At 68.7% G+C, this 12,506-nt stretch carries 12 protein-coding genes; 6 read left to right on the top strand and 6 right to left on the bottom strand.

The window, feature by feature from the left end; translation table 11 throughout:
- Positions 1 to 15 precede the first annotated feature (15 nt).
- The gene (locus tag AC1DO7_RS03310) at positions 16 to 195 is read right to left on the bottom strand and encodes a hypothetical protein (protein WP_441617005.1); all 180 of its coding nucleotides are present in this window, start codon (positions 193 to 195) and stop codon (positions 16 to 18) included.
- A 259-nt stretch (positions 196 to 454) separates the two neighbouring features.
- Here AC1DO7_RS03310 and AC1DO7_RS03305 point away from each other — a divergent pair, with 259 nt between their 5' ends.
- Positions 455 to 838, top strand: coding sequence for a hypothetical protein (locus tag AC1DO7_RS03305; RefSeq protein ID WP_441617003.1), 384 nt, complete (start codon positions 455 to 457; stop codon positions 836 to 838).
- A gap of 45 nt (positions 839 to 883) precedes the next feature.
- On the opposite strand, the gene AC1DO7_RS03300 is transcribed toward AC1DO7_RS03305, so the two are convergent.
- The 4 genes from AC1DO7_RS03300 to AC1DO7_RS03285 form a co-directional block, all read right to left on the bottom strand.
- The gene (locus AC1DO7_RS03300) at positions 884 to 1,387 is read right to left on the bottom strand and encodes a phasin family protein (RefSeq protein ID WP_441617001.1); all 504 of its coding nucleotides are present in this window, start codon (positions 1,385 to 1,387) and stop codon (positions 884 to 886) included.
- 208 nt (positions 1,388 to 1,595) lie between these two features.
- Entirely contained in the window at positions 1,596 to 2,627 is a 1,032-nt protein-coding gene (locus tag AC1DO7_RS03295) for a tripartite tricarboxylate transporter substrate binding protein (protein WP_441616999.1), read from the bottom strand.
- 233 nt (positions 2,628 to 2,860) lie between these two features.
- A complete protein-coding gene (locus AC1DO7_RS03290) occupies positions 2,861 to 5,050 on the bottom strand; it encodes a cation:proton antiporter (RefSeq protein WP_441616997.1) in 2,190 nt (729 codons plus the stop codon).
- 190 nt (positions 5,051 to 5,240) lie between these two features.
- Entirely contained in the window at positions 5,241 to 6,167 is a 927-nt protein-coding gene (locus AC1DO7_RS03285) for a LysR family transcriptional regulator (protein ID WP_441616995.1), read from the bottom strand.
- 134 nt (positions 6,168 to 6,301) lie between these two features.
- Here AC1DO7_RS03285 and AC1DO7_RS03280 point away from each other — a divergent pair, with 134 nt between their 5' ends.
- Together AC1DO7_RS03280 and AC1DO7_RS03275 are read left to right on the top strand one after the other, a co-directional pair.
- Positions 6,302 to 7,276, top strand: a complete 975-nt coding sequence (locus AC1DO7_RS03280) for a 3-hydroxyacyl-CoA dehydrogenase family protein (RefSeq protein WP_477115781.1) — start codon at positions 6,302 to 6,304, stop codon at positions 7,274 to 7,276.
- A 48-nt stretch (positions 7,277 to 7,324) separates the two neighbouring features.
- Positions 7,325 to 8,167 (top strand): beta-keto acid cleavage family enzyme, encoded by an 843-nt coding sequence (locus AC1DO7_RS03275; protein ID WP_441616991.1) that lies wholly within the window; start codon positions 7,325 to 7,327, stop codon positions 8,165 to 8,167.
- A gap of 44 nt (positions 8,168 to 8,211) precedes the next feature.
- Here the strand turns inward: AC1DO7_RS03275 and AC1DO7_RS03270 are convergent, their stop codons facing one another.
- Entirely contained in the window at positions 8,212 to 8,481 is a 270-nt protein-coding gene (locus AC1DO7_RS03270; RefSeq protein WP_441616989.1) for a copper resistance protein CopQ, read from the bottom strand.
- Between the two features lie 492 nt (positions 8,482 to 8,973).
- Here AC1DO7_RS03270 and AC1DO7_RS03265 point away from each other — a divergent pair, with 492 nt between their 5' ends.
- The 3 genes from AC1DO7_RS03265 to AC1DO7_RS03255 all read left to right on the top strand — a co-directional run.
- Positions 8,974 to 9,636, top strand: a complete 663-nt coding sequence (locus tag AC1DO7_RS03265; RefSeq protein WP_441616987.1) for a CDP-alcohol phosphatidyltransferase family protein — start codon at positions 8,974 to 8,976, stop codon at positions 9,634 to 9,636.
- Positions 9,637 to 9,642: 6 nt separating this feature from the next.
- The gene (locus AC1DO7_RS03260) at positions 9,643 to 11,418 is read left to right on the top strand and encodes a bifunctional alpha/beta hydrolase/class I SAM-dependent methyltransferase (protein WP_441616985.1); all 1,776 of its coding nucleotides are present in this window, start codon (positions 9,643 to 9,645) and stop codon (positions 11,416 to 11,418) included.
- Positions 11,418 to 12,506, top strand: a 1,089-nt coding sequence (locus AC1DO7_RS03255; protein ID WP_477115794.1) for a phosphatase PAP2 family protein, incomplete at its 3' end; no start/stop codon positions are given. The genes AC1DO7_RS03260 and AC1DO7_RS03255, both read left to right, overlap by 1 nt.

The following is a 12,506-nucleotide window of genomic DNA, read 5'->3' as shown; positions in this document are numbered from 1 at the left end:
CCGGTCCTCTTGGAATCATAGAGGGCTTCGTCGGCTTTGATCAGGGCGTTGGCCAGCAACCAGCATCGCCCAGATCGGACGGGCGGCTTCATCGATGCCGTCGAGCACCATGCGTGCGCCGGCGCAGAAGGCGACCACGAAAGCGAAGTTGAGGACTTCGAAATGCCGGGCGCGACGCATGAACGGCACGGCCACGGTCAGTGCCGAAACGGTGTTGGCGCGCGCCGCGGGTCATCGCGGCAGGCCATCTCCGGCAGTCGTGCAAGGCGCGGCAAGCGTCGCCGGGTGGCTTGGTGGTACGGCACTCACAGTACCGCGCGGCGAGGTTTCCCGCACCTTGTGCGCGTGGCTATGCTTAAGACGTAGTACGGCAACCGGCGCCGGCAATCACATGACGACGGCATGCCGATGCCTGGCGCGGGCATTGCGCGCTGGCGGTTGTGCAGGAGGGTGTATGAGAACGCTGGGCTTGCTGTTTGCCACATCGCTGGCGATAGCGCTGCCGCTGCGCGCGGGTGCGGCAGGTTGCCAATATGACATGCAATGCAAAGGGGAACGGATTTGTCAGCAGGGCCAGTGCGTCGCCCCACCCGATGACGATGGCACCGACGGCGGGAGTGCGGCGTCCCGCTCCGCCCAGGTTCCTCCCGCAAGCTCGGCGCCGGCCTCGGCGCGCATGACCAAGAGCGCGCCGGCCCCGAGCGAGCCACGCTTTTGCTGCACGGTGGCCGGCAAGCTCAGGCCCTACGGCAACATGTCCTCCGACACCGCCGTGGGCGATGCCTGCCAGGGTGCGACCAACTCCGGCAAGCCCGTTCCGGGCACGGCCTGCCAGTGAGGAGGACCGCCGGGAGGGCAAGCGCGGAGCGGCTGCGGCAAGCGCTTAAGCAGATGCCTGCGTGGCGCCGCTGCCATTGCTGCCTGGGGCCGGCAGCAATGGCGCCGCGCCAGGCAGGTACGCCGTGACCCACTTGGTCATCGCGTCGCCCATGGCCGGCAACACGTTGCCCTGGTCGGGCAGGAAGTCGCGGCCCATCAGGCACCACTGGAACGGGTCGCTGCCGCTTATGGCGGCGAATTGCTGGTGCAGCCCCTGCGTCCATTGCAGTTGGGCGGCGTTGATGATTTCGTTCAGGCTGTTGAGATAGGCCGCCATGCGCTGGCCCATCACATCGGCCATTTCCGGGCGGAACGTGCCGAAGGTAAACGGCTGTGCCGCGGCTTCGGCCGCATACTCAGCGCCTTCCGCGAACAAAGCCTGTGCTGTTTGCGCGTTCAGTGCGCCGATCTTCTCCGCTGCTTGTGTCCATGTGTCGGCAAGGCCGAAAAACGGGTCCGGGAACGCCAGGTGTGCTTCGACAGAAGTGGAGCGAGGGGGTTGCGCCATTGAAAATCTCCGAGGGCGATGCCGGGCGCCTGCGGGGATTCCGCAGGCGGCACCAGAGCCTGCTGCGCCGCAGCATCGCTGCTAGTCAGCATAGGCGTATTCGACGCGGAGTCAAGAGCTGCAACATGCCCACGGTCCGTGTGGGCTGGCCGGCACCGGGGCGGTGCGGCCGCCATTTAGGGCGCTGCGGCCGGCTTTCGTTCCGCGTTTAGTCCGGCTTGACGCCGGCTTCCTTGATCACTGCGGTCCATTTCGCCAGTTCCGCCTTGATGCGCGCCTGGGTCTGCGCCGGCGTGGTCCAGGTGGCGATCGCTCCCTGATTGAGCAGCGATGCCTTGACCTCGGGCTCGGCCAGGATCTTCTTCAGTTCACTGTTGATCCGGTCGATCACGGGGGCCGGGGTGCCGGCCGGCGCGACAATGCCGAACATGGAGTTCACCTCGAAGTCCTTGAGGCCTGCCTCGCGTGCCGTGGGCACGTCAGGCAGCGCGGTGACGCGCTCACTGGTGGTGACGGCGAGCGCGCGGATCTTCCCGCCCTTGACATAGGACTGGGCCGCCGGCACGGTTTCGATCATGCTCAGCACCTGGCCGCCGATCAGGTCGGTCATGGCCGGGCCGCTGCCCTTGTAGGGCACGTGCAGCATGTCGACCCCGGCCATGCGCTTGAACATCTCGCCGGCCAGGTGCTGGGGCGAGCCGTTGCCGGCCGAAGCGAATGTGACGGCGCCGGGGCTGGCCTTGGCCAGCGCGATCAGCTGGGGCAGGCTGCCCGCTTTCACGGTGGGGTTGACCACGAACACCAGCGGCACGTTGCCGACGATCGAAATCGGCGCGAAGCTCTTTTCGATGTCGTAGGACACGCGGCTCTTGTACAGCGCCGCGTTGATGGCGTGGCTGGTCAGCGCGCCCATCAGCAGGGTGTAGCCGTCGGCGGGAGCCTTGGCCACCAGCTCGGCGCCGATATTGCCGGCCGCGCCCGCGCGGTTGTCGACCACCACCTGCTGGCCGAGCGCGGTGGAAAGATGCTGGGCCAGGGTGCGGCCGATCACGTCGGTGGCGCCGCCCGGCGGGTAGGGCACCACGAGGCGGATCGGCTTGGCGGGATAGTCGGCGGCGGCAGCCAGGCCGGGGCAGGCGGCGCCCGCCAGCAGGGCGCCGGCGCTGGCCAGCGCGCTGAGCAACAGATGGCGCCGGGGCGCGGAAACGCTGCGGCGAACAGAGCGTCGGAAGCCAGTCATGGGGGATCTCCTGCGCCGGGATGGTATGAGTTGGAATGCTGGCCGCTGCGGTCGCAGCGCGGGGACGCCCGGCTCGTCAGGGCAGAGTGTAGGGGGCGCCTCTTGATAGAAGAATCAGAATTTTTCTATCGACTGATCTGTATTTCCAATCAAATCAATCAGGCTGATCCGGACGGTGCGACGTTGCGGCATTGCCGCCTATCCGCTGGAGGAAGACATCGTCTTCCTGTGAACTAATAGGGTTCGCGTGTTTCAGGCTCGGGCTGGCGCCGGGGCGGCGGCGCCGCCGCGTGGCCGGGGCCTGCCGGCGGTGCCGGACGCGCTGCGGCGTCATCCCACGCGCTGCGCAGCGGTGGCCGCGGCAGGTTGGCCTGCCAGGCCCGCAGGATCACCTGGGCGATCTGGTTGTGGGCCTCCTTGGAAATCACATTCTCCTCGCGCATCGCCTCCAGCGAGCGCTGTCCTTTGCGCAGCGCGAACAGCATCAGCAGGCGCTTCTCCAGCGCCAGCGTGTAGCTGCCGAACTGGGCGCGCATCTCGTCCAGCCCGCCCTGCACCGATTTGGTCCGGTCTCCCAGCACGCCGTCGAGCACCGTGGCCAGGCGGGCGCCGAACACCGGCGTGAGCAGTGAGCGGTTGTATTGCCGCAGGCGTTCCAGCACCGTCTGGCGGCACACCAGCAGCTCGAAGCGGTCGGCCAGCGCGCGCGCCAGCGGCCGGTCGATCGACAGGCGCTGGTGCAGGAACAGCGCCACGCGGTAGCCGCGCTGGTAATCCAGGATGTGGCGCGCGGCGCGGTTGTAGCCCAGGCGCCCCTGTTCGCGCGCGGCATCGATCATGCGCGTGGTGTTGTGCACCATGGCATCGAGGTTGGCGACCGAGATCACGCCGTCGCCATATTCCGGGATCAGCTCGCGCTCGCGCGTGGCCAGCGTGACCAGCCCGATGCTGAGGCGGTCGCGCTCGGACAGCGCGCTATCGAAATCGAACTTCACCGACCCCAGCTCGATCTCGCGCCGGTATTGCAGCGCGACCTCGCGCGCGGCTGCTGGCGGCAGGCCGAAGGTTTCGGCGATGCGGTTGAGCGTGGCCTCCACCTCTTCGGTGGAGAGCTGGATGGCCTGGCGCTGGAGCGCCTGGTCCTGCGGCGACAGCCGGTCCAGGCCGAGCTGGCGGATCAGCCAGCGCAGCGTGGTGCCGTTGAGCAGCAGGCTGACCAGCACGAAGCCGGTCGCCAGGATGGCGATGAAATGGCGTGATTCGATCGGCAGCGCGTCGTTCTCGGCGATGCCCAGCGCCAGTACCAGCGTGACCGCGCCACGCAGGCCGCCCCAGGCGATCGCCAGCTTGTAGGCGCCGTTGATCGGCGCGCTCAGCTTGAGCCAGGACAGCAGCGGCAGCAGGCCGAACAGCGCCAGCAGGCGCGCGGCCAGCGCGGCCAGCACCAGTACCGCCAGCAGCACGCCGTGGTGCAGCGTCACCCCGGCCAGCATCGACGGCACGCGCACGGACGCCAGGAGGAAGACGACAGCTCCCGCGATGCCGGCGAACTGCTCCCAGATCATGCGCAGGTGGCGCCAGTTGCGCGGCCTCAGCCGCGTCGGGCCCAGCGCGCTGACCATCAGGCCGGCGCATACCACGGCCACCACGCCCGACACGCCGAGCATCTGCTCGGCCAGCAGGTACAGCGGATAGGGCAACGCCAGCGTGAGCGCGCCTTCGGCCATGGCCAGTCCGGCCAGGCGCGGCAGCAGGTCCGCCACCAGCCGCCCGGCGACGATGCCGCACAGCACGCCACCGGCGAAGGACCAGGCCAGCTCGCGCAGGCCGGCGGCCAGCGTGGCCTCGGTGCCGTGGCCGGTCAGCATGGCGACCAGCACGCCCGCGATGGCAATGGCGGCGGCATCGTTGAGCAGGCTCTCGCCTTCGACCAGCCGGATCAGCCGGGCCGGCGCGCCCACGTCGCGGAAGATGGCAATCACCGCGGCCGGGTCGGTGGTGGCGACCACGGCGCCGAGCAGCAGGCACACCACCAGGCTGGCGCCGCTGGCCAGCGCGGTGACCAGGCCGATCACGCCGGTGGCCACGATCACCGCCACGATGGCCAGCAGCAGGACGGGCGCCGCGTCCGGCAGCATGTTGCGCACGTCGGCGGTCAGCGCGGCGTGGAACAGCAGCGGCGGCAGGAAGATCCACAGATAGGCCTCGGGCGGCAGGGCCGGATCGATCAGCGGATGGAGGAAGTGCCAGGCGAACTGCGGGGCGGAGGCATCGATGGCCACGTAGCCCGCGCCGATGGCAATGCCGATGGCCGACAGCAGGGTGGATTCCGGCAGCGACAGCCTGGCCGCGGCCACCTGCACCACGGCCACGATGGCCAGCAGGGCGCCGGCCAGGATCAGGACGTCGACGACGATATTCAAGCGCGACTCCGCAACGCTGGCGCGGCCCGGTACGGCGCTGGTGCTGGCGCAGATTCTGGCGCTGATGCTGGTGGTGCTGGAGATGATGTCACTGCGGGATCCTTGGACGGCGGCTGGCTCCGACCATACCCCGAATCGCCGGGCGCTTTCAAGCGCTGTACGGTTTGCTTGCGGATTGGCCCGGGCGGCTTCAGCCGGCCTGCGCCACGCCACCACCGGCCTGCGCCAGATGGGCCCGCAGCACGCTCGCCAGCGCAGTCGCGGCCGGCGACAGGCTGCGGTTGCGCGGTGTCACCAGGCCGATCGAGCGCTCCGTCACCGGCGCGGTCAGCAGGCGCTCGACGATGCCGGGCTGGCGCACCGTGCCGGCCGCGATCTCCGGCAGCGCGGCCACGCCAAAACCGCATTCGACCATGGCCGCGATGGTGGCCAGGTGCTCGGCCTCGAAGCCCGGCTGGAAGCGGATGCGGTTCTGCAGGAAGGCCCACTCGGCGTACTGGCGCACGCTGCTGGGATGGGTCATCGACACATGCTCGGCGTCCACCGTATCGGCCCAGCGCAGCGGCCCCTTGCCTTGCGCGAGCGGGTGCGTGGCCGGGATCAGCAGCACGAAGCGGTCGGACATCATCGGCTCGTAATGCAGATCGGCCTGCTGCGGGTCCGCCGCGGTCAGCGCAAAGTCCACCTCGCCGGCCCGCACCAGGTCGAAGGCGGGGCCGGAGAGCGTGTCGTAGACCTTGAGCGCGACCTTGGGATGGTCGCGCCGGAAGGCCATCAGCACACGCGGCAGCAGGCGTGCGGCGAGCGAGGGCAGGGCGGCCACGGCGACCTGGCCCCGCTGCGCGCTGGCAATGCCGCTGACCGCGTCGATGGTGTCGCGGAAGGCTGCCTGCAGCACAGCCGCCTGCCGCATGAAGACTTCGCCAGCCGCGGTCAGCCGCACGGTGCGGGTGGTGCGGTCGAACAGGCGCACCCCGAGCGACTCCTCGATGCGCAGGATCTGGGTGGACAAGGCCGACTGCGAAAGATGCAACTGGCCGGCAGCCTGGCGGAAGTTCAGGGTCCGGCCGAGCACCAGCGTGGTCTCGACATCGCGCATCGACAGGTTGATCTTCATTGGATTGATCTCGTTTTTAGATCATTTTATCTAAAAAATCTGATTCATCAATCAAAGGGGATTGTCTACACTGGCGCTCGCACTGTAAAACGCCCGCCTAAAGCCGTCATAGCCGTCATAGAAAAGGATCTGCCATGCCACACGCCCCCGTAACGTTCCCGCTTGCCGCTCCCGGCAAGGCTCACGCCGTGGTGGTCGGCGGCGGCACCATGGGTGCCGACGTGGCCGTCGTGCTGGCGCGGGCACATTGCCGCACCACCGTGGTGGAACCGGACGCCGGGCGTGCCGCCGCCGTATCGACACGCGTCGGCGCCAATCTCGCCGCCATCGGACCGGACGCCGAGGCCGKCATGTCCGGGCTGGCGGTGGCTGCGTCGCTTGATGCGATCGACTGGAACACGGTCGACCTGGTGATCGAATGCATACCCGAGCGGCTGGACATCAAGCGTGCCCTCTTTGCCGACCTGGTTCAGCGGGCGCGCTCCGACGCCATTCTCGCCAGCAACAGTTCCAGCTTCCCCATCAGCGCCATCGGCGAGGGCCTGGCCACGCRCGAGCGCATGCTCGGCCTGCATTTCTTCATGCCGGCGCACCTGGTGCCGCTGGTGGAAGTGGTGATGGGGGCGGGGAGTGCCGAAACTGGCGCAGACGCGCTGATCGCGTTCATGCGGCGCTGCGGCATGGTGCCCGTGAAGGTGAAGAAGGACCTGCCGGGCTTCCTGGCCAACCGCCTGCAGCACGCCTTGTCACGCGAGGCGTTCGATCTGATCGACCGTGGCATCGCCTCGCCCGAGGATGTGGACGCGGCGGTGCGTTTTGGCTTTGGCTTCCGCTTCCTGGCGGCCGGGCCCGTCATGCAGCGCGACCACGCCGGCATCGACGTGCATGCCGCGGCGGGCGCGACCATGTACCCTACCTTCTGCAATGCCGCCGAGCCGGCGCGCTGCCTGACCGAGCGGGCGGCGGACGGCCGCCACGGCATGAAGACCGGCGAAGGCTTCTACCAGTGGACGCCGCAGGCCATCGCGGCCGAGCGGGAGCGCTATGACCGGCTGCTGCGCGCGGGGCTCGACCTGATCGCGCCCGAGTTGCCCGCGATCGAGCCCTGATCCGAACCTAGACCTTATCCCGCACACGCCATCCATACCGAGCGCACCATGACCGAACAAGCCCTGCTGGCGGATTCGCCGCTGATCATTACCGTAGCACCGAACGGCGCGTACAAGACCGCCGCCGACCACCAGGCGGTGCCGACCACCGCGGCCGCGCTGGCGGCCGAGGCTCGCGCCTGCCTGGACGCGGGCGCGGCCATGATGCACATGCATGTGCGCCAGCCCGACGGCCGCCATTCCCTCGATGCCCAGCTCTACCGCGAGGCGCTGGCCGCCGTGAAGCAGGCGGTGGGCGATGAGTTGCTGGTGCAGGTGACCAGCGAGGCGGCCGGCATCTACCGCGCCGCCGAGCAGATCGCCATGGTGCGCGAACTGCGTCCGGAGGCGGTGTCGATCGGACTGCGCGAAATCGCGGTGCCGGATATCGCCGAAACCGAGCTGGCCGCGTTCCTGGCCTGGCTGGCGCAGGAGCGCGTGATGACGCAGATCATCCTGTACGACGCGGCCGACGTGGAGCGCTGGCAAGCGCTGCGCGCCCGGGGGCTGGTGCCGCCGGGCGCGTGGTCGGTGCTGTTTGTGCTGGGCCGGTACTCGGCCGGACAGGTTTCGTCGCCGCGCGACCTGCTGCCGTTCCTGCAGGTGTTCGACGGTACGTTGCCGTGGGCGATCTGCGCCTTCGGCCGCGAGGAGAATGCCTGCGTGACCACCGCGGCTGCCTTCGGCGGCCACGTGCGGGTGGGATTCGAGAACAACCTGAAGCTGCGCGACGGCAGCACCGCGCCAGGCAACGCGGCGCTCGTCGGGCAGGCTGCGGATGGCGCGCGGACCCTGGGCCGCCCGCTAGCGTCGGCCGAGCAGGCCCGCCGCATCTACGGCCAGATCCGCTGAGCACGTGCCGTCGGCCGGCGAGGGCCGGGCGGCAATGAGCGCGCTCACACGCCGTCGGTGAAGCTGTCGCGCGGGCCGGTGCGGGCGCCGTCGCTGAAGGGGTTGCGCGGGCTGATGTTGCCGCCGCCATCGGTGAACGGGTCGCGCGTCCCGTGGTTGCTGACGCCTTGCGCGCCTGCATCCCGCGGCTGCCCCGCGGCCGCGCCGTCGAGGTAGGGATCCACGCTGCGCGGGGCGGCGCTGGCGAAACCGGCCGCGCCGGCCAGCGTGGCGGCCGTGGCGGCGAGCAGCATGGCTTGCTTGAAAGTACGCATCGTTCTTCTCCGAGGATTTGCCGATCGCCATCGATCGACCTTGGAGGCAAGTCTAGAAAGACGGCGGCCACGGCAACATGACCCCCGCATGACAATGCTGTCATGCATCATCCCGGCTTTCAGCCCGCGTGGCTGCACCCGGCGACGCCGCCGCGCGGGCCGAGTCCTTCCCGGGCGGTTGGCGCAATACGCTCCTCAGGCATTCCTTCTATTGCGATCCGGCGCCGCTTCTCCAATCATGTAAGTGCGCGTCGTGGCGGTACCGCGCCCAATCGTGTCGAAAATGTGCCAAAAATCTCATAAATTCTTAATGATTGGCGGAAATGCGCAATCACGCTATCCTTGCGCGATTGTGGGGCGTGCTGCACACGGGAAGGTGTCTCGGGACGATTCTGGACGCTTCTGGACGCTTCGGAGACAGGGGCGCACGCGGCTCACGGCCGCACCATCATTGATGAAGCAGAAAACATAAGGCCTGAAACGGCCGCAAACATGACGCTTTACCAGATCAAACCGAAGTTCCAGGCTCTGCTGCGGCCCTTGGTGAAGCATCTTGCCGCGCGTGGCGTCACGGCCAACCAGGTCACGCTCGCCGCCGCCGCGGGCTCCCTGGTGATCGGCGCGCTGACGGCAGCGCTGGCCTGGCTTCCGGGCGTATTCCTGCTGATGCCGCTCTGGCTGTTCCTGCGCATGGCGCTCAATGCCATCGATGGCATGCTCGCGCGCGAACACGGCCAGCAAAGCGTGCTGGGGGCTTATCTCAATGAACTGGGCGATATCGTCTCCGATCTTGCGCTGATCCTGCCGTTTGCCATGGTGGCCCCGTTCGGTGCCGGCGAGGTCATGGTGTTTGCCGTGCTGGCGGTGATTGTCGAATGCGCGGGCCTGATCGGCCCGCTGGCCGGGGCCAGCCGCCGCTATGACGGCCCGCTTGGCAAGAGCGATCGCGCCCTGGTGCTGGGCGCGCTGGGGCTGTGGGTCGGTCTCGGCCGTGGACTGGCCCCGCTGGCGCACTGGCTATTTGTGCTGCTGGCCGTGCTGTCGCTGCTGACCATTGCCAACCGGGTACGCCGCGGGGTGGCCGAGGGCACGCAGGCCCGCAGCGCACGCACGCAGCCGCCACGCACCGAACCGTCTTCCCAACCCGTGGAGTGAACCTACGTGGACAGTCAAACCGGGCGTTCCGCCGTCGAGGCACAGTTCGAGACCCATGACGGGCAGTCGCTGTTCTACCGCCACTGGCCAGCCAGGGATGACGCGCCGCAGGGTGCCGTGGTGCTGTTCCACCGGGGCCACGAGCACTCCGGGCGCATCGCCCACCTGGTCGATGAGCTTGACCTGCCGGGACACGCCTTCTTCGCATGGGATGCGCGCGGTCACGGGCGTTCGCCGGGCGAGCGCGGATACAGTCCCAGCCTGGCGACGTCGGTGCGCGATATCCAGACCTTCGTCGACCACATCGCCGCCGTGCATGGCATTCCGGTCAGCCGCATCGCCGTGGTGGCGCAAAGCGTCGGCGCGGTACTGGTGTCCACCTGGGTGCATGACTACGCGCCACGGATCCGCTGCCTGGTGCTGGCCTCGCCGGCATTCAAGGTCAAGCTCTACATACCGCTGGCACGGCCTGGACTGAAGCTGATGCACAAGCTGCGCGGCAAGTTCTTCGTCAACAGCTACGTCAAGGCCAGGTTCCTGACGCACGATCCGGAGCGCGTTGCCAGCTACCAGCAGGATCCGCTCATCACGCGCCCGATCGCCGTCAATATCCTGCTCGATCTCTACGAGACCGCCGAGCGTATCGTGGCCGACGCGGCCGCCATCACGGTGCCCACGCAGCTGCTGATCTCGGGCGCCGACTGGGTGGTGCACCGCGCGCCACAGGACGCCTTTTTCGAACGGCTTGGCTCGGGCGTGAAAGAGCGTATCGTGCTGGACGGCTTCTATCACGACACCCTTGGCGAGCGCGACCGGGCGCAAGCCGTGACGGCCGCGCGGCGCTTTATCGTGCGCGAGTTCGAGATGCCGTCGGCGCCAGTCTCGCTGCTCGATGCGGACCGCAGGGGCGTCTTCAAGGACGAGTCCGACCGCCTGGGCCGGCCCGCAGCCGGCCCGGCCGGCATGTACTGGGCCCTGACACGGGCCGGCCTGAAGTTCGGCGGCCTGCTGTCGGACGGCGTACGCCTCGGGCAGCAGACCGGTTTCGACTCGGGCTCCACGCTGGACTACGTCTACTGCAACAAGGCGCAGGGCAGGTTCGGGATCGGACCGCTGATCGACCGCGGCTACCTGGACGCTATCGGCTGGCGCGGCATCCGCCAGCGCAAGGTGCATGTCGAGGAGTTGCTTGGCCAGGCCATCGGCACCCTGCGTGCCGCCGGCGTGCCGGTGCGGATCGTCGATATCGCGGCGGGCCACGGCCGCTACGTGCTCGAGGCCCTTGCCGCCAAGGTGTTCAACGGCTCCGCCGCGCAGCACGTGCAGAGCATCCTGCTGCGCGACTACAGCGACATCAACGTCAAGCAAGGCCGCGCACTCATCCGCAGCAAGGGCCTGGCGGATATCGCACGCTTCGAGAAGGGCGATGCATTCGACGGTGACGGGCTTGCCGCGCTCGACCCGGCACCCACGCTGGCCATCGTCTCCGGCCTGTACGAGCTGTTCGGCGACAACGCCATGGTGGCGCGCTCGCTGGGCGGCCTCGCCCGGGCGGTGGCGCCGGGCGGCTACCTGGTCTATACGGGGCAGCCCTGGCATCCGCAGCTGGAGTTCATCGCGCGCGCGCTGACCAGTCACCGCGCAGGTTCGGCCTGGGTCATGCGGCGCCGCTCGCAGGCCGAGATGGACGAACTGGTCCGCCAGGCGGGCTTCGAGAAGATCGCGCAGCGCATCGATCCGTGGGGCATCTTCACGGTCAGCCTGGCGCGCAGGGTCGCGTGATGTTCCAGCAGCAGGCCGAAGGCGGCAGCGCAGGCACGGCGCCGCGCATGGACGTTGCCGAAACCCGTCCGTGGGGTTTGGCGCTGGCCTTGCTCTGCGCCATGGGCGTGCTGTTTTTCTCTTCCTACGGCTTCGCCAACTGGCTGGCCAGCTTGCGCGCGGACGTGCCGTATTTCTACTTCGGGTGGGAACGGCATATTCCCTTCGTACCGTGGAGCATCGTGCCGTACTGGTCGATCGATCTGCTCTACGGCCTGTCCTTCTTCCTGTGGCGCACGCGCGCGGCGCTCATCACGCATGCCAGGCGGCTGCTGGCGGCGCAACTGATCTCGGTGGCCTGCTTCATCGCGTTTCCGTTGCGCTTTGCCTTCGAGCGCCCGCCGGCGGACGGCTTGCCGGGCCGTCTGTTTGCGCTGTTGGGCGGCTTCGACAAGCCGTTCAACCAGGCGCCGTCGCTGCATATCAGCTTGCTGGTGATCCTGTGGGTGGCCTATGCCATGCATGCGCGCGGTGCCTGGCGCTGGCTGCTGCATGTGTGGTTCGCGCTGATCGGCATCTCGGTGCTGACCACCTACCAGCACCATGCCATCGATTTGCCGACCGGCTGGCTGGTGGGCTGGTTCTGCGTCTTCCTCTTCCCGCTGGGGCAGGGCGAGCGGCGGGGCGTGGCCGGGCGCGGGGTGCGCACGCGCCAGCTTTCCGTGCGCTACGCCGCCGGCGCCCTGGGGGCCGGCGCGCTGGCGCTGGCGGTGCTGCCAGCCTCGGCCCTGGCGGCGTTGCTGCTTGGCTGGCTGGCGCTGGCGCTGGCCTGCGTGGCAGCGATCTACCGGCGGGGGTTGCCTGCGTTGTTCCAGAAAGGGCCCGACGGCAGCATGCCGATGGCGGCGCGGTGGGTGCTGGCGCCGTACCAGCTTGGCGCCTTTGCCAATTCGCGCTGGTGGACGCGCGGCCGGCCGCAGGCCAGCGAGATCGTGCCCGGTATCTGGGTGGGCCGCTTCCCCGACGCAGGCGGGCTGCGCCGGCTTGGCGCGCAGGCGGTGCTGGACCTGACCGCGGAATTGCCGCGGCTCGCGCCCGCCGGCATCCCC

This window comes from Cupriavidus sp. 05N40, from assembly GCF_056397305.1.
The sequence above is the reverse complement of the archived record's forward strand: the minus strand, read 5'-3'. Positions and strand labels throughout refer to the sequence as shown.